General features: G+C 70.5%; 14 protein-coding genes and 1 tRNA gene. 8 read left to right on the forward strand and 7 right to left on the reverse strand.

Going from position 1 to position 20,338, the window contains the following annotated elements:
- Positions 1-464: 464 nt before the first annotated feature.
- The 4 genes from ACIGXO_RS14325 to ACIGXO_RS14340 form a co-directional block, all read right to left on the reverse strand.
- On the reverse strand, positions 465-1,883 hold the full coding sequence (locus ACIGXO_RS14325) for an LAETG motif-containing sortase-dependent surface protein (protein ID WP_399785255.1): 1,419 nt from the start codon (positions 1,881-1,883) through the stop codon (positions 465-467).
- 270 nt (positions 1,884-2,153) lie between these two features.
- Positions 2,154-3,011, reverse strand: coding sequence for a single-stranded DNA-binding protein (locus tag ACIGXO_RS14330; protein ID WP_399785258.1), 858 nt, complete (start codon positions 3,009-3,011; stop codon positions 2,154-2,156).
- A 109-nt stretch (positions 3,012-3,120) separates the two neighbouring features.
- Positions 3,121-4,791, reverse strand: a complete 1,671-nt coding sequence (locus ACIGXO_RS14335; protein WP_399785261.1) for a GTPase — start codon at positions 4,789-4,791, stop codon at positions 3,121-3,123.
- A gap of 33 nt (positions 4,792-4,824) precedes the next feature.
- A complete protein-coding gene (locus tag ACIGXO_RS14340; RefSeq protein WP_399785264.1) occupies positions 4,825-6,717 on the reverse strand; it encodes a dynamin family protein in 1,893 nt (630 codons plus the stop codon).
- Between the two features lie 311 nt (positions 6,718-7,028).
- Between ACIGXO_RS14340 and ACIGXO_RS14345 the strand changes: the two genes are divergently transcribed.
- Positions 7,029-7,101: transfer RNA gene (locus tag ACIGXO_RS14345), tRNA-Arg, on the forward strand.
- Positions 7,102-7,534: 433 nt separating this feature from the next.
- Here the strand turns inward: ACIGXO_RS14345 and ACIGXO_RS14350 are convergent.
- Entirely contained in the window at positions 7,535-7,777 is a 243-nt protein-coding gene (locus tag ACIGXO_RS14350; protein WP_399785267.1) for an ATP-binding protein, read from the reverse strand.
- A 438-nt stretch (positions 7,778-8,215) separates the two neighbouring features.
- Here ACIGXO_RS14350 and ACIGXO_RS14355 point away from each other — a divergent pair, with 438 nt between their 5' ends.
- The 3 genes from ACIGXO_RS14355 (at position 8,216) to ACIGXO_RS14365 (ending at position 13,148) form a co-directional block, all read left to right on the forward strand.
- Positions 8,216-10,213, forward strand: a complete 1,998-nt coding sequence (locus ACIGXO_RS14355) for an ATP-binding protein (RefSeq protein ID WP_399785270.1) — start codon at positions 8,216-8,218, stop codon at positions 10,211-10,213.
- 918 nt (positions 10,214-11,131) lie between these two features.
- Positions 11,132-12,265 carry a glucose 1-dehydrogenase gene (locus ACIGXO_RS14360; protein WP_399785273.1) on the forward strand — a complete coding sequence of 378 codons (1,134 nt, stop codon included), beginning with the start codon at positions 11,132-11,134 and terminating at the stop codon, positions 12,263-12,265.
- Positions 12,258-13,148 (forward strand): ribonuclease BN, encoded by an 891-nt coding sequence (locus ACIGXO_RS14365; RefSeq protein WP_399785676.1) that lies wholly within the window; start codon positions 12,258-12,260, stop codon positions 13,146-13,148. Before ACIGXO_RS14360 ends, ACIGXO_RS14365 begins: the two co-directional genes overlap by 8 nt.
- A 28-nt stretch (positions 13,149-13,176) precedes the next feature.
- On the opposite strand, the gene ACIGXO_RS14370 is transcribed toward ACIGXO_RS14365, so the two are convergent.
- Positions 13,177-13,689, reverse strand: coding sequence for a hypothetical protein (locus ACIGXO_RS14370; RefSeq protein WP_399785276.1), 513 nt, complete (start codon positions 13,687-13,689; stop codon positions 13,177-13,179).
- A gap of 223 nt (positions 13,690-13,912) precedes the next feature.
- The gene (locus ACIGXO_RS14375) at positions 13,913-15,031 is read right to left on the reverse strand and encodes a LacI family DNA-binding transcriptional regulator (RefSeq protein ID WP_399785279.1); all 1,119 of its coding nucleotides are present in this window, start codon (positions 15,029-15,031) and stop codon (positions 13,913-13,915) included.
- A 273-nt stretch (positions 15,032-15,304) separates the two neighbouring features.
- Here ACIGXO_RS14375 and ACIGXO_RS14380 point away from each other — a divergent pair, with 273 nt between their 5' ends.
- From ACIGXO_RS14380 to ACIGXO_RS14395, 4 genes are read left to right on the forward strand one after another with little or no spacing between them, the layout of a single operon-like run.
- Complete coding sequence (locus ACIGXO_RS14380) at positions 15,305-16,639, forward strand: extracellular solute-binding protein (RefSeq protein WP_399785282.1); 1,335 nt, start codon at positions 15,305-15,307, stop codon at positions 16,637-16,639.
- Positions 16,636-17,613 (forward strand): carbohydrate ABC transporter permease, encoded by a 978-nt coding sequence (locus tag ACIGXO_RS14385; RefSeq protein ID WP_399785285.1) that lies wholly within the window; start codon positions 16,636-16,638, stop codon positions 17,611-17,613. Before ACIGXO_RS14380 ends, ACIGXO_RS14385 begins: the two co-directional genes overlap by 4 nt.
- Entirely contained in the window at positions 17,610-18,458 is an 849-nt protein-coding gene (locus ACIGXO_RS14390) for a carbohydrate ABC transporter permease (RefSeq protein WP_399785287.1), read from the forward strand. Before ACIGXO_RS14385 ends, ACIGXO_RS14390 begins: the two co-directional genes overlap by 4 nt.
- Positions 18,455-20,188, forward strand: a complete 1,734-nt coding sequence (locus ACIGXO_RS14395; protein WP_399785290.1) for an alpha-amylase family glycosyl hydrolase — start codon at positions 18,455-18,457, stop codon at positions 20,186-20,188. The genes ACIGXO_RS14390 and ACIGXO_RS14395 overlap by 4 nt, the downstream gene beginning before the upstream one ends.
- Positions 20,189-20,338: the final 150 nt, after the last annotated feature.

Raw genomic sequence — 20,338 nt, forward strand, 5'->3', positions numbered from 1 at the left:
CTGGATCTGGAAGTGGGCAGTACTACCCATCTTGCCGTACGCCGGTCCCCCGATGGAAACGGGTAGCTCGCCGGAGCGACTGGGAGTGAGGACGGGGGCACTGCGAGTGGGGTCGGAAGACGGGGCTGGAGACGGGCCGGAGGCGGGGGCGGGGGACGGGGGTGACGGGGGCGGGAGACGGGGTTCGGGAGGCGGCGGGCGGCGAGCCCGGGGGGCGGCGGGCCGCGGACGGCGGGCGGCGGGCGGCGGGCCGGTGGACGGCGAGCCAGCGGCGGGTCGGTTGACGGTGGGCCGGGGGACGGTGAGCCGGGGGACGGTGAGCCGGGGGACGGTGGGCCGGCGAGCGGCGAGCGGCGAGCCGGCGGACGGCGACGGCCCCGGGGCGCTGGGAGCGCTCCGGGGCCGTCGGCCTACCTTTTACTTCTTACTTCACTTACCGCTTACTTCTTACTTCACTTACCGCGTCACACCGTCTTCTTCTTGCGGAGGAAGAAGACCGCCGCACCGCCGATCACGACCAGCACGACCGCGATGCCCGCGATCACCGGCGTGGCGCTGCTGGAACCGGTCTCGGCCAGGTCACCGGCCGAGTCACCGCCCGTACCACCGGCCGAGGCCGGGCTCGGGTGCGCCGACGGGGCCGGGGACGGGCTGCTGTCGCCACCGCTGCCGGCGGTCTTGCAGTCCAGGACGCCGGAGAACGTCTTCGAGAAGCCGCCCGCACCCTTCACCGTGATCTCGTACGACTGGTCCTCGCCGACCGGCACGGTCACCGTCTCGGACTTGCCCGGCGCGACCTCGTGGTCCTTGCCCGACAGCTGGAAGCCGAACGCCTCGTCGCCCTTGTTGCTGACCGTGACGTCGACGCCGCCCTTGGCACAGTCCTTCTCGGCGGTGACCGCCGGAACCGCGCCCTGCTTCGCCCAGGAGGCGCCGGCCACCGCGGAAACGGTGGACTCGCTGGAGCCCGCGAGGATCTGCGTCTGGCTCTTGGCGTGCTCGCCGACACCGGTGAAGGCCCGGCCGACCGGCACCTTCGTGGCGGCCTGGACGGTCATCGTGGTGGCACCGTCCTCCGCACCGGCCGGCACGTCGAAGAACAGCTGCGAGCCGTTGGACACCGTGCCGAGCGGCTTGCCGTCCTTGGCGACCGCCTTGCCGTCCTTGTCGACGATCGAGACGCCGGCGGGGGCGTCCGCCGCCGGGGTGACCGTCGCGCTCTGGGCGTTGGTGTGCACCGTGACCGGACCGATGCGGCTGCCGGGCTTGCCGGAGACCGCGGGCGGGTCGAGCGTCAGGGACGCCGTCGGCTCCGCGAGGTCCTGCGCGCTCTTCTCGAGGTAGTCCGCCAGCTTCTCCGCCGCGGGGTCGACCGCCTCGACGTCGGCCTTGTCGGAGAAGCGCCAGATGGCGACCTGCGTACCGGCCGCCGCGGTCTTCTCGGTCAGCGTCCCGGCGTCGGCCTTCTGCGCGAGCGTGGCCAGGTCGTTCACCTGCGGGTAGGAGTTCTGCAGGATCCAGCGGATCTTGCCGGCGTCCGCGTTGTTGTGCAGCGAGGACTGGCTCCAGGGCACTTCCTGGTACTTGGCCTGGTCCTGCGTCGGGTTGTGGATGTCGATGCAGTACGTCTGGAGCGCACCGCCCCCGTCGACGGCCATCTCGAAGAGCCCGGCACCGATCTTCTGGTCCCGGCCGTGGTCGTGGATGACGGCCTGGTCGTACGTCGTCAGGCCACCGAGCGTGGCGGTCACTCCGCTGTGCCCGGGGGGCGCGTCATCCGCGGCGGCAGGCCCCGCGGTGGCTATCGCACCCGCCGCGACCAGGCCGGAGGCCAGGACCGCGGCGGCAAGGCGGGCCGCACCGCGCCTCTTCACAGAAATCATGGAATTCCCCTCTGGGCGGGGCAGGTCATTGGGAGGTGGCCCCGCCGGAAAGAACGCAAGAACTCAACAGCCGAACGGCACGATCGCCGAACGAAACGATCAGTCCCCGTGAGTACTCGTGATGATCGGCCCCCGTGAGTACTCGTGGATCCTAGAGAGCGAGCGCAACACCGTCCCCGGTCTCAACCGCCGGACAAGCGATCCGAATCGCAATCGTTACCGAAGGAAGCCCCGCTGACCTGGGATTATCGACAAATCCCCGGGGGCAATTCAGGACACTGGCACCTTCTCCGGCGAATCACTACCGACCATGGAATCACCAATTCCGGTCGCCTGGGCGGCAATTACAGGGACCGAATCGCCACTTCCGGTGCCGGAGCGTCGAGTTCCACTCGTGAAATCGCCGCTTTTCGCACCGGCCCGGCCCGTGGCGTTGGTTACGTCGGCAACGTCAGGCCGTTCGGCTACGGGCGGGCCGGCATCGTCGCGTGCGTCAACCCCCTTGTCCGGCGGGGCAGTCGCCCACAGGGCGGCGGTGGCTGCCGCGTCGGACTGTTCCGCGCCGAATGGCGGCGGGCCGGACTGGGACGAGTACTGGGACTGACCGGGCTGTGGCTGGCCGGACTGCGGCAGCGTCTCCGTGCGGGCTCGGGCGGCGCGGCGGAAGGCTGCGGTACCGCGGGTCAGGTCGTGCCCGATCGTCACGGCATCGACCTCGGCCGCGAACCACCGGCCGCCGCCCCGCTCCGGCGGGTGCTCCCCCTCGCGTACCGTCAACCGGCCCCGTACGACCAGCGGTTCGCCCACCGCCACCGAAGCGGCGAGGTTGTCCGCGAGCGTGCGCCACGCCCGCACGGTGTAGAAACTCGTGGTGCCGTCCGTCCAGCGGCCCTGCTCCCGGTCGAAGCGGCGTGGCGTGCAGGCCATCCGGAACCTCGCCGCTGCCGCGCCGTCCTTTGTATAGCGGTGCTCCACCGCCGTCGCCGCGTTCCCCGTCAGCGTCACCATCGTGTCGGTCATCGCCATCTCCCCCGTTCCGCTCTTTTTCTGCGCTTCCTGCGCTTGCTGGATCTCTGCCGGCTCGGTCGTCGATCCCGCCCTCGACCGCGCTTGGAACTCATGCTGCACGAGTTCACAAAATCTCGTCGGGGGCTGTGGACAACCGCCGGGGCATCCGACGGAGCAGGAAGGAATGGGGATAAGTCGGCCACCCGTACGGGTGATCTCGCGGTGCCCGCTACACCCCCGCCGCCACCGCGTACTGCTCGCGCACCTCCCGGTACCGCAGGAGCTCCGCCGCGACCGGCTCCAGCACCCGGGCCCGCCCGCAGCCCGCCGCCGCGGCCCGCAGCTCCCGTTCGGCGTCCTGCCCGTACCGTCGCGCGGGACCGCGTGCGGCCACCCCGCACAGCCAGGACAGCGCGGGCCCGCCGACCGTACCGGCCGTGATCAGCACCAGCGCCGGCAGCCAGCCCGGCCCCCTGCCTGCCCACTCCACCCCGCACAGCAGGCCCACCATCCACAGCACACCCAGCGCCTGTAGCCCGACCAGCAGGCCCTGGCCCGCCGCTGCCACGGTCCACCACCGCGGTTTCGCCGGCGGCCCGGCCCGCAGTGCCCTGTCGGCCGCGTCCGCCGCCCGGTCCAGCGCCGCCGGCAGTTCCTGCGCCCCCTTGTCCGCCGCCTCGCGCACGGCCTGCGCCCACGGCGCGGGCAGTCCGCGCGCCGCCTCGCCGGCCACGGCCCGCACCGCCTGCTCGGTCACGGCGCGCGATGCCTGCCCTGGCAACGTCCGCCCGGGCAAGGTCTGCACGGGCGACGCGCCCTGCCGCGCACTGCGCAGCCGTACCCACGGGGTGGCGCAGGCGCGGTCCGCGTGGCGCAGCCAGTCGCGTTCGGCCGCGCGCCCGGCCGCCGTGGCGCCCACGGCCTCGGCGAGCCGTTCCTCGAAGTCCTCGCGCGCCCCTTCGGTCAGCCCGGTGTGCCCCTCCGCCACGTATACGGGCTGCAGGCGTTCCGCCGCGGCGTCGACGTCCGCGGCCAGCCGGCGCCCCGCCGCCCCCTGCTCCGCGACGAACTGCCGGAGCGCGTCCAGCAGTTCGCCCACGCCCTCCCCGGTGGCCGCGGACAGCGCGAGTACCGTGGCGCCCGGCTCGTCGTGTTCGCTGAGCGCCAGCCCGTCCTCGTCGAGCAGCCGCCGCAGATCGTCGACCACCTGGTCAGCGGCGTCACCGGGCAGCCGGTCGACCTGATTGAGCACCACGAAGGTCACCTCGGCGTAGCCCGCCAAGGGGCGCAGATACCGCTCGTGCAGCACCGCGTCCGCGTACTTCTCCGGGTCCACGACCCAGATGACGGCGTCGACGGCCTTCAGTACCCGGTCCACCTGAGCGCGGTGGCCGGCCGCCGCCGAGTCGTGGTCCGGCAGGTCGAGCAGGACGAGTCCGCGCAGGTCCTCGTCGCCCGCGGGCCCCGGGGCGGGTACGAAGCGCTGCGCTACGGGGATGGCCAGGCGGTGCAGCAGTCCCTCGGCGCCAGCCCGGTCGCCCGGCCACACGCACGCCACGGGCTGCGAGGTGGTCGGGCGGCGCGCCGCCACCTCCGAGCACGGTGCGCCGGCGAGCGCGTTGAAGAGCGACGACTTGCCGCTGCCGGTCGCTCCGGCGACCGCCACGACCGTGTGCTCGCCCGACAGCCGGTACCGCTCGTCCGCCGCCTCCAGTACCTGCCCGGCCTCGTCCAGCGTCCGCCCGTCCAGCCGCGTCCGGGACAGCCCGATCAGCTCCCGCAGCGCGTCGATCCGTGGCTGCAGTTCGTCCTCCACGGTGCGCCGCTCGTCCTCCACGGTGCGCCGCCCCCGCGGTACGCATCCGTAGCCGGCCGCGTCCTCGCCCTCACCGCTCACCATGAAACCCTCTCCAGCCCTCTCCGCGGGTACCGCTCATCTCGCCATCGCCCCCTCCGGTGCCGGTTCCGATACCGGCCCCGGTACGGGCACCCTGCGCAGCGCCGACAGGGCGGCGATCAGCCCCGCCTGCTGCTCCGGGGGCACGGTCAGCTCATCCAGGGGGGCGAGCCTGCGTTCCCGCTCGCCCGCCAGCGCCCGGTCCAGGTACGTGTCCAGCAGCGCACCGCCCCGGTCCCGCAGCCGCAGCGCTCCGTGCGCGCCGAGCAGCTCGGCGAGGTTCTCGCCCGCCGTACGGGCCCGGCGGCCGCCCAGCAACATGGTGGCGAGCAGCGCCGCCGCTTCCTCGGGCACGGCGGCCCCCGTCCGTTCCGGTCCGCGCACGTCCCCCGGTACGCCGCGCGCCTCACGCGTCAACGCCCGTACGCCGCCGAACACGCCGCGCACGTCCCCCGATGCCTCCCGCGTCGCCCGCGCCTCGCGTACCTCGTCCTCCGCGAGCTCCTCCAAGCAGCGCCGCCAGCGCCGCACAAGAATGCCGAGCCGCCCGGCAGCGGTACCGGGGCCGTCGAAGTCACCGGTGCCGGCACTGGCACCGGTACCGACGCTGGTTCCGGTACCGGCCGCCCCCACGCCCCCCGGTGGGCCGAGCCCGCCCGCCGCCGGTTCCCGCCGCCACGCCTCCGCCGTCCGCTCGTCCGCCTCCTCCACCGCGCAGCACAAGAGGGAGGTGAGCCCGCGGGTGAGGGCGTCCAGCAGCTCGTCGGGGCGGCCCCCGAGTGCGTGGTCACGCCAGTGGGCGCGCGCGTCCCCCGAGAGGACCTCGCCGGCGGCCACGGCGCTCCGCACCCGTACGGCCGCCTTCTCGTACGCCTCGTCGACCCGGTCGGCCAGCCGGACCGCGGCGGCGTGCTGGGCGGCGGACGCCCCGGCCAGCGCCGGCAGCCGGCTGCGCAAGGAGGCGATCGCCCCGGCCACGGAACGGGCCGCGGCCGCCTCGCGCGCCACGGGCTCCTCGGCGTGGCGCTCCAGCCAGGCGCGGAGCGCGGCGACTGCGGTGGCGGGCAGCAGGCCGCTGCCGCCCCCCGCCGATTCCGGCAGCTCGGGGATGGTGAAGCGGGGTACGTCCCCGAGGCCGGCACGGTTGAGCAGGGCCGCGTACCGGCCCGCGATGTCGGGCGCGATCTGGTGCGGCACCCGGTCGAGCACGGTGACGAGCGTGACGTCGTACTCCTTGGCGGTGCGCAGCAGGTGCCAGGGCACGGCGTCGGCGTACCGCGAGGCCGTGGTGACCAGCACCCACACGTCCGCCGCGCAGATCAGCTCCGCGGCGAGTTCCCGGTTGCGCGCGACAAGAGAGTCGATGTCCGGCGCATCCAGGAGCGCGAGCCCCCTCGTAACGCCGCGGTCCGTCTCAATACGCAGCGGCACCGGCCCATCGCCCGCCTCACCGCCGTCCGCTTCGTCCTCGTAGACGTCCGCCCCTTCGCCCCCTTCGCGTCCGCCTCCGTAAAAGGCGCTCCCGTACGCCTCCGCGTGGCCCCCACCACTCCCCTGCTCGGGCATCCACACGCGCACGAGGTCGGGGAGTACGCGGGGCCCGGTGAACCAGTGCCGGTCGTCCGGGTGGCACACCAGTACGGGCGTACGGGTCGTGGGCCGCAGCACGCCCGCCTCCGTGACATGCCGTCCCACCAGGGAATTGACCAGCGTGGACTTGCCTGCGCCGGTGGACCCGCCGACGACGGCGAGCAGTGGTGCCTGAGGAGCGCGCAAACGGGGCATCACATAGTCGTCGAGGTGCGCGAGCAACTCGGCGCGGTCGCGGCGGGCGCGCGCGACCCCTGGGAGCGGCAGCGGAAAGCGTGCGGCGGCGACGCGGTCACGCAGCACGGAGAGCGCGTCGATGATCCGGGGTCCTACGTCCAAGGTCGCCACATGTGAAGAATGCCCAATTTCGACGGCTTTTTGAAGCGTATAGACCTATGTGCGCGCCGTACGAACCCACACAAAAGGGGATGTGTGGCGCGTGGGACGCCCGCGACAGGAGGGGCTCAGGCATAACGAGTGCACAACACCCGTCCCACGAGGCGCCAAAACCGATGCAGAATTCGTACCTGCCTGCGATTATCGGGACCGCTTCACCGAACCTCCACAACGTGCCACGGAGGTGAAGCAACCGGGACGAGGCACGCGGCCCCCTATCCTGGTCCGCGGTCCGTGATCCACGTCCACACCCGGCCCCCGTAGCTCAGTGGATAGAGCAGGTGCCTTCTAAGCACTTGGCCGCAGGTTCGAGTCCTGCCGGGGGCGCTCTTCCAGACCCTCCCTCGCGGAGGGTCTTTTCGCTGGTCAGCGTACGTGCACCCACCCATGCAGAAGCGCCGGGCCCTCTCCGGTGATCACGGGGAGGGCCCGGCGCTGTCCGGCTGTCACCAGGCTTCTGCGAGTGGCTGTGTCGAATACATGTCGAAGCTTCCCCAGCCGGCACCAGCCTCCTGCCAGGTGCTCGCCCCCTCAGCGGGAGACACCTCCGAGACAGCTAAGCGCCACAGGGCGGACCGCAACCCGCTCGACCTCCGTACTCCGGGATCATCATCTAGGCACGATCGGACGGCCCAGACCGCGGACATGGCTACGCGGCGCGCCAACAGCCCGTTGCCAAGCGCGAAGGCCCTCAGCCGTCCCTGCCCTGCCTGTCCATACAAGGGGCGTCCGCGGTCAGGCGAAGTACGGGCGGTCTTCTTCAACTCCCGCCGATCCGGTCGAAGGTAGACGAGCACGCTGCCGGCGTCACGCCAGAATCGTCATCTTTGATGACGATCTTGTCCACTGCATCGGTCGGCGATCGCTCGATCACTACTTCTACGCGCGTCGCATCTGCGTCCAACGCGTTCCAGATCATCTCCTTGACCGCCCCAGCCGGGTCCCCCTCGCGTGCGAGGCGCTCCACGTGGTCTTCGGCCGCTGCTGAGTGCACTCGTCGCATCGCGTCATTGTGACGGCGGTCCAAGACAGGCGGTAGAGGGCAACGGCCACGGCGTCCTGCTGCCAATCGTGTAAACGCGCGCCACTATTCCGCGCGAGAAGCGTGAGCCCGCCGGCAGCGGCGTCGCGTCCTCCCAGGTCACGTACCCCGCCGCCCGGCATAGGGATGACGATGCCTCTCCCACGATGCGGTCAACATCCTGCCTCGTCAGGCCACTGCAACCGACCCGAGCCGCCTGACAGCGCCTCTCAGCATCATCGGACCGCATGACCGATGAGCACCTCGGAGCCCCGCCGAGGGGTGTGTGCCCTCCCTGACAGCAGCGATCTAGCATCGCTCCCGCCGAACAGCCCAGCTGCGCAGGGAAGTTGCGTGCCGAAGCCAGCCAACTGGCTATACCGTTGGGCTTCCAACATCACCAGCACTCAGGAGTGATACATGGCCACCGAGGCTGCTCGGCTTCAAATCCAATTCCATGGCAGGGTGATCGAACACCTCGGTATCGACATGTACCAATCCCCTGTCGCAGCCATAGCGGAACTCGTATCAAATGCCTGGGATGCGGATGCCACAGAAGTAAGCATTTCGCTGCCCATCAACGTCCGCTCCGGTTCTGAAATTCTGATCAGCGACAATGGTGACGGGATGACCCTGCCCCAATGTCAGGACCGATACTTGAAGGTTGGCTACAACCGTCGCGTCGAACAGGGCGCAGAAAAGACGCTCGCCGGCCGGCCGGTGATGGGAAGAAAAGGTATCGGCAAATTTGCCGGTTTCGGGATTGCCGATCTTGTCGATGTCGAAACCGTCAGCAAGGAGACCGGCGAACGCACAGTATTCAGGCTAGACGTAGAAAAGCTAACTGGCTCGGGAGCTGGGTACGCCGACAACACGCCCATGGAAGTGGAGGTTCTTGATTATTCCGGCCCCAACGAACAAATGAAGTCGCAGCATGGCACTCGAATCCGGCTGCAGCGACTCACCATCAAGAAGACGCCTAATTCCGACCAGTTCAGAGTAAGCATGGCGCGACGCTTCCTGCTCCTGGAGCGCGCAGAGGACTTCACGGTGACGGTCAATGGAACCCCTATCGCCGAAGAAGGTGACAGCGAACGGATCGAATTCGACTTTCCGTCAGACTACGACGCCAAACAGGTTCCAGCCGGGCTCACGATTGAAGATGGCTGGGGAGTAGAATCCCTATCAAACGGTGAAAAAATCCGATGGCGTTTCGTTTTTTACAAGGATCCGATCCAAGAAGAGGATCTGGCGGGCATCTCAGTCTTCAGTCACCACAAACTTTCCCAACGCCCCTTCACCTTCAATCTCAGCGGAGGATTTGGCGCCCAGCACGCAATCAACTACCTGTCCGGACGCGTGCAGGCGGACTATATCGACGATCAAGAAAAAGATCTAATTTCCACAGAAAGGCAACGCATCAATTGGGACTCCGAGCAAGCACTCCCGCTTCTCAATTGGGGGCAGGACCGCACCAAATCGCTTCTCCGTATCTGGCAGGGTAGGCGCGCCGAAGCCAAGGTCAGCGCCATGAACTTGAGGATGGCGCCATTCTCGAATCGTTTGAGTAAACTCGAACCGTATGAAGCAAAGATCGTCAAGCGTGCACTCACCGCAGTTGCACGTGTATCGGTTCTGTCGGACGGCCAGTTCGATGATTTGGCCAACGCAATTCTGAGCGCATGGGAAGGGGGCCGCCTGAAGGAACTGATCAACGAGCTTTCAAATTCTGCTGAACTGGACGCCGAAGAGCTTGTCGGGATTCTGGCCAGGTCCCGAGTAATGACAGCCCTGCATGCCGCGGAACACGTACGCAGCCAACTGAACCTTATCAACGGCCTTGAGGAGCGCATCAAGGCGAAACAGTTGGAGAATGCCGTTCGGGACTATATCGCAGAAAACCCGTGGATGATTTCCCCGGAATGGGAAACTTTCCGTGTCGAGCGCGGCCTCTCGAACTTGATGAAGGAAATCGCTAAGGACACACTCGACAAGGAAGACGCCTGGAAGGCACGGGTGGACCTGGTGCTCTCCTCGGGAGACCAGCTACTTGTGCTTGAATTTATGCGTCCAGGGAAGACGGCAGATTGGGATCATGTTTATCGATTTGAGAGGTACATCGAATCGCTGCGGGACGTTGTTGATGCTCGAAGGGCAGAGTTCAGATCGGTCACCGGTCTGATGGTGGCCGACAATTTGGAGCGACCAGCAGGATTCGCAAGGAAACTTGACCGGCTACGCCGTGACGGAATGGATGCCACGGACTGGGCTGGCCTGCTGGCGAAGGCAAAGAGCCAGTGGCAGGACTACTTCGACATCCTCTACGCACGTGCCCCGGAGGACGAGAGGATGCAGGCTCTCGCCACTGGCAGTAGCGGTGAAGGTGCCCCAGAAGAGGTCGAGGCATCTGACATGTAGGGCCCCCTTCACGCGGGCAGCGTCCCTCTCCTGCGAGACGCCCGCGTATCTCATACGCGCCTAAGAAGTGGGTGGTACGAGCCGTAGGCGTCTTCCGGTTAGCCCTTATCGGGGTGCAGAGGAGGGCGCCTGCAGCCCTTCTCTGTCGAATACATGTCGAAGTTGGTCCCCAAAGACTTACTGCGCCTTGCATCCCTGCAGGTCAGAGAGGCACCGCCGTCCGAGTGGAGTACTCTCCTCCAAGCACTTGGCCGCAGGTTCGAGTCCTGCCGGGGCGCAAGTCGGCTCCCATCAGCGTAAACGCCGGTGGGGGCTTTGCCATTGCGCAGCACATCGCCTTACTGGCCAAGTGCCATGACCGACGGGTACGCGCTACAGCCTCGTACGGCCCCCGGACGATCCCGACGCGCCCGTCTGCCGCCGCACCGGCGCCCCCCGAGCGACGCGCCCTGGAGCGACCCGTCACGCTCACCGAGCACCGCGCCGAGCGTGCTCAGGCCGCCGGCGGAACGCCGCCGCTACTGATCGACCACGCCCCGTCCGGCCTCACGGCCGACAAGGGCTCCGGGTGCGTCCGTGGGTGGGGTCCCGTAGGGGACAGCGGCGTGTGGGGATGACGGCGGGGGTGGGGTGGGGGGTGAATGGGGGGGTCGGGCGGGCGCTTCGAGGGGTGTCGGTCTGGAGCGGGGGGCCGGGGGTACTCGCCGTGTCCGGCCGTCGCCGCCAGGCCGGTGGCCGCCAACGCGGCAGTGACCGCGGCAACCGAGCGGCCACCGACGCAACAGTGACCGCGGCGACCGAGCGGCCACCGACGCGGCAGTGACCGCGGCAACCGAGCGGCCACCGACGCGGCAGTGGCTGCGGGCGGCCGAGCGGCCGTCGGCCGGCCGTGACCGAGTGACGAAAGGGCTCATCAGGATGCGTGCGTTGACCGTCCGGCCGTTGGAGGCAGGTTCGCTGGAGGTGCGGGAGGTGGCCGGGCCGGTGGCCGGTGAGGGGGAGTTGCTGGTGGACGGGCTCGCCGTCGGGGTGTGCGGTACGGACAAGGAGATCGTGGCCGGCGAGTACGGCGCGGCGCCGCCGGGGCGGGACCGGCTCGTGCTCGGGCACGAGTCGCTCGGGTGCGTGCGCGAGGCGCCGGCCGGGAGCGGGTTCCGCCGCGGTGACCTGGTGGTGGGCGTGGTCCGGCGGCCCGATCCGGAGCCGTGCGGGGCGTGTGCGCGGGGCGAGTTCGACATGTGCCGGAACGGGCGCTACACCGAGCGGGGCATCAACGAGCGGGACGGTTACGCGAGCGAGGCGTGGACGGTGGAATGCGAGTACGCCGTGCGGCTCGATGCCGGGCTGCGGCGCGTGGGGGTGCTCATGGAGCCCACCAGCGTGGTGGCCAAGGCGTGGGAACAGGTGGAACGGGTCGGGGGCCGGGCCTGGTTCGAGCCCCGGCGGGTGCTGGTGACCGGCGCGGGTCCGATCGGGCTGCTGGCCGCGCTCCTCGGAGTACAGCGGGGACTGGACGTACACGTACTGGACCGGGTCACCGGCGGCCCGAAGCCCGCTCTGGTGCGTGACCTGGGCGCGACGTACCACAGCGAGGACATCGACCGGATCATGGAGGCGGTCCGGCCGGACGTCGTCATCGAGGCGACCGGGGCCGGGCGCCTGGTCTTCGACGCGATGGCCGGGACGGCGGCGTACGGGATCGTGTGCCTGACCGGTGTCTCGCCGACCGGGCGGCAGCTCACGATCGACGCGGGCATGGTCAACCGGGACCTGGTGCTGGAGAACGACGCGGTGGTGGGCTCGGTGAACGCGAATCTGCGGCACTACCGGCAGGCCGCGGAGGCGCTGGCCGCCGCCGACCGCGGCTGGCTGGAACGCCTGATCACCCGGCGGGTGCCGCTCTCCCGCGCGCCGGAAGCGTTCACCGCGCGGGACGACGACATCAAGGTCGTCATCACGATGGACGACGTGAATGACGTGGATGACGACGTGGATGACGGCGTTGATGACGGCGTTGATGGCACGGATGACGTGGACCGCCACGATGGGTGAGGGCGCCGGGCGGCGGCGCCCCCCGGTGCTGCGCCACCCCTTGCGCCGCCTCCGGAGCCGTCTGCGGGTGCGGCGGTTCCGGCAGCGGGGGATGGAGCTGGAGCTGCTGCACCGTTCGATGGGGTTCGGGGCGCTCGGGCTGGTCACGCTCGTGCCGTTGCTGATCGTGGTGGCGGCGGCCGTCCCGGTCCAGCACCGCGGCTTCGCCCTGTGGCTGGTCGACGGCATGGCGCTGTCGGGGCGTTCGGCGGACGCCGTGCAGAGCGTCTTCACCGCGCCGCGCCAGGCGGTCGCGACGACCAGCGCGTTCAGCCTCGTCGCGCTCGCCGTCTTCGGCCTGACCTTCGCCGGCAGCGTGCAGACCGGGTACGAGAAGACCTGGAGCCTGTCGGTCGGACCGTGGCACCGGGCCTGGCGGCAGATCGTCTGGCTGGCCGTCCTGATGGCGTACCTCTACGCCGAGGTGCAGTCCCGCGGCGCCATACCGGAACCGCTGCGGATCGGGCTGAATCTGCTGGCCGGCGTGGGCTTCTTCTGGTGGGGGCAGCGGTTCCTGCTCGGCGAGCAGGTCGCGTGGCGGGCGCTGCTGCCGGGCGCCGTCGCGACCATGGCGGGCCTGGTCGGCCTGCGCGCCTTCTCGTACCTGGTCTTCGCGCCGCTCATCGTCACCAACGCGGTCAGTTACGGCGCGGTGGGCACGGTACTGATCGTGGAGTGCTGGCTGGTCGGGGTCGGCTTCGTGGTCTTCGGCGGCGCGTTGCTGGGGAGGCATTTCCACGACCACCCGGAGCGCCATGTGATCCATTACGTCCACCATCGCGCGCCGCGGCACCCACGGGACGGGGACCCGCCCCCCGACGAGTCCCCGCACAATCCGCAATAACCGGTGGTGCAGCAGCGCTGCGCGCGCCTCACCTCCGCGGCGCCTCCTTGATGTCCGTGATCTGGCGGGTCTCCAGCGAGCTGCGGACCGCCAGCCGGGACGTGCTCGGGTGGCTGCCCGAGTCCCAGGTCAGGGTGACGATCGTGTACGCGCTGCCGGTGCCGGAACCGTCGTAGTTCACGGACCACTTGACCGGCACGTTCTGGGCGCGCAGGACGCCGTCGGCGTGGTTCTTCTCCTCCCAGACGGCGAGGCGCTTGCGCAGGTCCGCGCGGAGGTAGTGGTTCCGCAGCTCGTGCGCGAGCCGGCCGTCCTCGTCGTAGACGGCGTCGATGTACGCGCCGTAGAAGTCCGCGACCCGGTCCACGGTCGATTCGGGGCTGCCGTCGCGCACTGGCTGGACCGCCGCCTGCGCCGCGGGCCGGACGGGCGGCGCCGTGGTGGCGCCGAAGGCCGGGATGGCGGCCGAGGTGGCGAGGAGCGCGGCGGCGGCCGTACCGATGACCGTGGTGCGGCGGCGCGCGGGACGGGTGCTTCGCATGGTGAGTCCTTCCCCCAGGAACGGTGGACCCTGAGTCCGCGGGTCCACGAGATAAGACACTCATATGCCTGGGAAGGGTTGTATTCGACCCGGTGTGTCATATCCGGTTCCCCGGGACGGCCTCCTTACCGTCCCCGGTCGGGCGAGCTCCGGCAGGGCACGTACACGTCCGTACGCATCCATGGGGACGACACGGCGAAGAGGCCCAGGGGCCGGGAGACCGTCACGCCTCCCCGGCGTCCGGCTCCCGGGAAGACCCCTGGAAGGACTCCCGGGAAGACTCCCGGAAGGACTCCCGGGAAGACTCCTGGAAGGACTCCTGGAACAGCGCGGGCCCCGTGGTCCCCCGCGGAATCAGATGCGTCGGCAGTACGACATGCCGCGCCGGGTCCGTCGCCGGGTCGTCGATGAGGGTGCGCGCGAGGGTGCCGGCCGCGCGGCCGACCTCGACGGCGGGCTGGGCGATCGTGGTGAGGTCCAGCCACTCGGCGTGGTCGTGGTCGTCGAAGCCGAGGACGGAGATCCGGCCGGGCACGTCGATGCCGGAGGAGCGCAGCACCCACAGCACCTCCATGGCGATCTCGTCGGTCTCGGCGAAGACCGCGGTGGGCGGGTCGGCCAGGCAGAGCAGCCGCCCGACCGCCTCCGCGGTGTTGCGCCGGCCGCGCGAGGTGGCGACCACCAGGTCCTCGTCGTACGGGAGTTGTGCCTCGGCGAGCGCCTCGCGGTAGCCGAACAGGCGGGTGCGCGAGCTGCAGGTGAAGCCGGTGTCGGGGGACGCGCGGACGAACGCGATCCGGCGGTGGCCGAGGCCGCGCAGGTAGCGGGTGCCGCTCCGGGCCGCGGCGACGTCCTCGACGTACACGCTCGCCCGGCCCGGCGCGTGCTGGCTGACGTACACCACCGGTACGCCCAGGCCGTCCAGCCGGGCGAACTCCGCCTCCGTCAGGTCGAAGGAGACGACCAGGAGCGCGTCGGCGTTGCGGCGGGCCGGGAGCCGGTCGAAGAAGGCGGCGCGCTCGGCGAGGTCGGCGACGCTGTAGACCATCAGGTCCAGGCCCGCGTCGCGCAGCACTTCGCTGAGGCCGCGCAGCACCTGGCCGACGAACCACGAGCCGAGGGTGGGCGCGAGTACGGCGACCGTGCCGGTCTTGCCGGTGACCAGGCTGGACGCCTGGCGGGATATGACGAAGGACAGTTCGCGGGCCGCTGCCTCGACCTTCGCCCTGGCCTCTTCCGAGACCGTGGACAGCCCGCGCAGGGTCCGCGAGACCGTGGAGACCGAGACCCCCGCCCGTTCGGCCACGTCGGCCATGGTGGGGTGGCGCTGCGCTGGAGGCATGGTCCGGAACGTAGCACAGGTGTAGGGGACATGAACCCGGACGGTGACAGCGTTACCACCGGGAGATTTCCGGCACTTCGCTCCAACGCCGCCATTCACTCCGGTTCTTCGTACAGACGGCGAGCGGGAGAGTCGCAGGACAGTCGCAGGCGGCGTGCGGGAGGGCGGCCCTTTCGATGCTGCGCGGTCCATTGACAGCCCCTGGGGCCACTTCTAGCGTGCAAGCGTTGTCAGGCAGCAGCGATCCCACCCCTCCATCAGGAGCGCGTCGTCATGCCGTTGAGCCGCAGATCCCTTCTTCGCACCACCACCGGGGCCGCCGCCTCGCTGGCCGCCGTCGCCGGCTGCGGACGGGCCGTCGCCCGCGGCCCCGACCTCTCGGGGGCCGCCGGGATACCGCGCGGCCCGGTCACCATCCGCTGGTGGGCCGGGCGGGTGGCGGCCCGTGACGGCAGCGACCTGAGACCCGCGCTGGTCAGGGCGTTCCGCCGGAAGTACCGCAACATCACGGTGCAGTTGATCGCCGCGCCGCCGACCACGGACGTGGCCCGCGCGACCCTCACCACGCAGGTGACGAGCGGCAGCCCGTCCCCCGATGTCTACATGGGCGACATCGCCTGGCCCGCCCAGTTCGCGTACAACTCGCTGGCGGTGCCGCTCGATCCACTGCTGCCGAAAGGGTACTGGCAGCGCTATCCCGAAGAGCTGGTGCGGGCGCTGACGTACCAGGGCTCGGTGTACGCCTTCCCGCTCTATCTGGACGAGGCGTTCCTCTATTACCGGAAGGATCTGCTGCACAAACACGGGCTGCGGCCGCCCGGTTCGTGGGAGGAGCTGGCGTCCTCCGCCGCGAAGATCCAGCGGGCCGGCGACGCCGACCTCGGGTTCGTCTGGCAGGGCACGGTGTACGAGGGGCTCACCGCGAACGTCGCGGAGCTGGTCGCCGACGCGGGCGGCAGCATCCTCTCCCCCGACGCGCGCACGGTCACCTTCGACAGCCCGGCGGGCGTGCGGGCCGTGTCCTACCTCCGGGAGCTGATCGCGCGCGGGGTCACCCCATCCTCCGTGACGACCTTCGTGGAGCAGGACAGCCTGGACGCCTTCACCAGCGGCCGCTCGGTGTTCCTGCGCAACTGGCTGTACGCCTGGGGCGTCGCAGACAACCCGGCGTCCTCGCGGGTGGCGGGGAAGATCGGGGTGATGCGGCGGCCCGGCTTCGAGGGCGGCACGGGCGGCCGCAGCTGCCTGGGCGGCTGGTGCAACTACCTCAATCCGCACTCCCGGCACCTCGGCGCGGCACTGGCGTTCGCCCGCTTCCTCGCCGAGGAGGAGGGGCAGTCGATCCTGGCCCGCGAGGCCGCCGTGCTGCCGCCGCTCCTGTCCCAGCTGCACGGCAAGGCCGTGGCGCGGTCGTCCAACCCGGCGTTCGCGCTGGCCCGTGACGTACGGCTGGTCGCCCGGCCGACCCGGACCCCGGAGTACCCGATGGTCAGCAAGGCAGTGTTCACCCGGGTCAACGAGGTGCTCAGCGGGGGTACGAGCGTGCCGCGCGCGCTCGCCCGGGCCCGCGGCGATCTGCGCGCGGCGCTCCGAGGGGAGGCGCTGTGACGTTTTCCCCGACGGCCGCTCCGGACACCCGGCCCGCGCCCCACTCCCCCTCGCCCGCCCCCGGGAAGGCCCGTCCCCCGGCCGGCATCGCCCGCCGCCGCGCCCGTACCGGCTGGCTCTACACCGCCCCGGCGCTCACCGTGATCGCGCTGGTGACGCTCTTCCCGGTGGTCTACTCCGTCGTCCTCAGCTTCAGCGACGTGCGCTTCACCTTCGGCGGCGTGCGCGTCGAGGAGTGGACGCTCGGCAACTACACGACGATGCTGGCGAGTCCGGTGTGGCTGGAGGCGCTGGCCTTCACGGTCGGGTACACGCTGGTGACGGTGGCCGTGGAGATCGCCCTCGGCATCGCGGCCGCGGTGCTGCTGGACCGGCTGGAGGCCGGGCGGGGCTGGATCCTCGCGCTGCTGCTGATCCCCTGGTCGCTGATCACGGTGGTCTCGGCGCAGCTGTGGGACTTCCTGTACGACGCCACGTTCGGCGCGGTGACCTGGCTCTTCGGGCTGGTCCTGGACCAGCCGCCGGTGATCCTCGGCACGCCCGTACCCGCGATCACCGGCATGGCGGTGGCGGACATCTGGAAGACCACGCCGTTCGTCGCGGTGATCATCCTGGCGGGGCTGGTCCGCATCCCGCGGGAGCGGTACGAGGCCGCCGAGATGGACGGCGCGGGCGCCTGGGCCACCTTCTGGAACGTCGTCCTGCCCGCGCTGCGCCCCGTGGTGTCGGTGGCGGTCCTCTTCCGGGTGCTGCAGGCGTTCGGGATCTTCGACCTGCCGTTCGTGCTGACGCAGGGCGGTCCCGGCACGGCCACCCAGTCGCTCGCCGTGCTCGGCTACAAGACGCTGTTCCAGAACCTCGACATCGGGATGGGCGCGGCGATCGCCACCAGTACGGGCGTACTGGTCATCGCGGGCTGCCTGCTGTTCCTGCGGATGTTCCGCAGCCAGGTCGACGAAGGGGGCGCGGCATGAGGCGCGGCCGCCGGCGTACGGGAGTGCGCCGCTATGTGAACGTGGTGAACCTGGGCGCGCTGGTGCTGGTGGCGGTGACCGCGCTGCCGCTGCTGTGGATGGCGGTCACGTCCTTCAAGACGGCGCGGGAGAACGGCACGCTGCCGCCGACGCCGGTGCCGCTCGACCCGACGCTGGCCAACTACCGGCTGGCGCTGGGCTTCGCGGGCTTCGACCGCTATCTGCTCAACAGCGCGGTGGTGGCCGTCAGCGCCACCGCGATCGTCCTGGGGCTCGGGCTGTTCGCCGGGTACGCGCTGGCCCGCACGCCGATGCGCGGCCGCGGCCCCGTGATGACGGGCCTGCTGATGATCTCCGTCTTCCCGACGATCGCCGTGGTCACCCCGCTGTATCTGGTCGAGCGCGAGCTGGGCCTGCTCAACAGCTACTGGGGCCTGATCATCCCGTACACCGCCTTCCACCTGCCGTTCGCGATCTGGATCCTGCGGAACTCGCTGCTCTCCATCCCGTACGAGCTGGAGGAGGCGGCGACGGTGGACGGCGCGGGGCCGACCCGGGCGCTGCTCTCGGTGATCCTGCCGCAGGCCCGGCCCGCGCTGTTCACGGCAGGCGTCTTCACCTTCACCGCGACCTGGACGGAGTTCCTGATGGCGCTCACGTTCAACAGCGAGGACGCCTACCGGACCGTGCCCGTGGGCATCGCACTCTTCAGCAGCCAGTACGAGATCCCGTACGGAACGATCTTCGCCGGGGCGATGGCGGCAACCGTACCGATCGCCCTCCTTGTTCTCGTCTTCCGGCGCGCCGTGCTCTCCGGCCTGACCGACGGCGCGGTCAAGGGATGACCGCGCGTGCGACATCCCCGTCCGATCTGCTTTCCGAAGGAGTACTCGTGACCGTCCCCGCCTCCCCCGATCTGTCCTCGCAGGACCCCGACTGGTGGCGGCAGGCCGTCATCTACCAGGTCTATCCGCGCAGCTTCGCCGACAGCGACGGCGACGGCATCGGCGACCTGCCCGGCATCACCGGCCGGCTGACCCACCTCGCCTCGCTCGGCGTGGACGCGCTGTGGCTGAGCCCCTTCTACCCCTCCGAACTGGCCGACGGCGGGTACGACGTGGCCGACTTCCGGGACGTCGACCCGCGGCTGGGCACGCTCGCCGACTTCGACGCGATGGTCGCCGAGGCGCACCGGCTGGGGCTGAAGGTCCTGGTCGACCTGGTGCCCAACCACACCTCCGACCAGCACGTCTGGTTCCAGGAGGCGCTGGCGTCGCCGCCCGGCTCGGCGGCCCGCGCACGGTACGTCTTCCGGGACGGGCGCGGCGAGAACGGCGAGCTCCCGCCCTCGGACTGGGTCTCCCGCTTCGGCGGCAGCGCCTGGAAGCGGGTCCCGGACGGCCAGTGGTACCTCCATCTCTTCGCCCCCGAGCAGCCGGACCTCGACTGGACCAACGAGGAGGTACGCGAGGACTTCCGGCACACGCTGCGCTTCTGGTCCGACCGCGGTGTGGACGGCTTCCGCATCGACGTGGCGCACGGGCTGGCCAAGGACCTCACCGAGCCGCTGCGGGACATGGGCGAGAACCAGTTCAAGGGCGACCACGACCTGCTGCCGGACGGCACCCACCCGCACTGGGACCGGGACGAGGTGCACGAGATCTACCGCGACTGGCGGATCGTGCTGGACTCCTACACGCCGCCGCGGATGGCGGTCGCCGAGGCATGGGTGAAGAACTCCCGGCGGGTGCTGTACACCCGGCCCGACGAGCTGGGGCAGGCGTTCAACTTCGAGTATCTGCAGGCCGAGTGGTCGGCCGCCGCGCTGCGCAAGGTGATCACCGAGTCGCTGGCCACCGCGGCCGCCGCGGGCGCCTCGGCGACCTGGGTGCTCTCCAACCACGACGTGATCCGGCACGCCTCGCGGCTCGCGCTGCCGCCCGGTACCGACACCGACGCCTGGCTGCTGTCCGGCGGCACCCGGCCGGCCGAGGACCGGGCGCTGGGGCTGCGCCGGGCGCGCGCCGCGACGCTCCTGATGCTGGCGCTGCCCGGCGCCTCCTACCTCTACCAGGGCGAGGAACTGGGCCTGCCGGAGGTCGCCGACCTGCCCGCCGATGCGCTCCAGGACCCGGTCTGGGAGAACACCGGACACACCCGCAAGGGCCGGGACGGTTGCCGGGTGCCGCTGCCGTGGACCGCGGACGGCCCCTCGTACGGCTTCGGCCCCGGCGGCGCCTGGCTCCCGCAGCCGGCCTCCTTCGGTGAGCTGTCGGTCGCGGCCCAGGACGGCGAGAAGGACTCGACGCTGGAGCTGTACCGGTCGGCCCTGCGGCTCCGCCGGGACCTGCAGGGCGACGAGTCGCTGGAGTGGCTGTCGGCGCCGGACGAGGCAACGGAGGACGGCGCCGCGGGGGTCGTGCACTTCGGACGGTCGACGGGGTGGCGCTGCGTGACGAACTTGTCGGGCGATCCGGTGCCGCTTCCGGCGGGTGAACTGCTGCTGTGCAGCGGCCCATTGACCGGCGGACTGCTGCCGCCTGACACCACCGCCTGGCTGCGGCAGACGGACTGACAGCCCGATCCGTGGCGGGCCGGGGCAGCGCATCGAAGCCGCCCCGGCCCGCCGCGCACCGTGCGGGGCGAAGCGCCGAACCGGGCGGCAACTGCGTGCTGTTAGCCTGACGCAGTGGATCACGCCTGGTACGCCTTCGACGCTGGATCC

This window comes from Streptomyces sp. NPDC053542, from assembly GCF_044544685.1.
Classification (GTDB): Bacteria; Actinomycetota; Actinomycetes; order Streptomycetales; family Streptomycetaceae; genus Streptomyces.

Coding starts and splice junctions, on each gene's coding strand:
- ACIGXO_RS14380 (WP_399785282.1), top strand. CDS start 15,305: ATGCCGTTGAGCCGCAGATCCCTTCTTCGCACCACCACCGGGGCCGCC.
- ACIGXO_RS14390 (WP_399785287.1), top strand. CDS start 17,610: ATGAGGCGCGGCCGCCGGCGTACGGGAGTGCGCCGCTATGTGAACGTG.
- ACIGXO_RS14355 (WP_399785270.1), top strand. CDS start 8,216: ATGGCCACCGAGGCTGCTCGGCTTCAAATCCAATTCCATGGCAGGGTG.
- ACIGXO_RS14375 (WP_399785279.1), bottom strand. CDS start 15,031: ATGCCTCCAGCGCAGCGCCACCCCACCATGGCCGACGTGGCCGAACGG.
- ACIGXO_RS14395 (WP_399785290.1), top strand. CDS start 18,455: ATGACCGCGCGTGCGACATCCCCGTCCGATCTGCTTTCCGAAGGAGTA.
- ACIGXO_RS14365 (WP_399785676.1), top strand. CDS start 12,258: ATGGGTGAGGGCGCCGGGCGGCGGCGCCCCCCGGTGCTGCGCCACCCC.
- ACIGXO_RS14370 (WP_399785276.1), bottom strand. CDS start 13,689: ATGCGAAGCACCCGTCCCGCGCGCCGCCGCACCACGGTCATCGGTACG.
- ACIGXO_RS14350 (WP_399785267.1), bottom strand. CDS start 7,777: ATGCGACGAGTGCACTCAGCAGCGGCCGAAGACCACGTGGAGCGCCTC.
- ACIGXO_RS14335 (WP_399785261.1), bottom strand. CDS start 4,791: ATGGTGAGCGGTGAGGGCGAGGACGCGGCCGGCTACGGATGCGTACCG.
- ACIGXO_RS14325 (WP_399785255.1), bottom strand. CDS start 1,883: ATGATTTCTGTGAAGAGGCGCGGTGCGGCCCGCCTTGCCGCCGCGGTC.
- ACIGXO_RS14360 (WP_399785273.1), top strand. CDS start 11,132: ATGCGTGCGTTGACCGTCCGGCCGTTGGAGGCAGGTTCGCTGGAGGTG.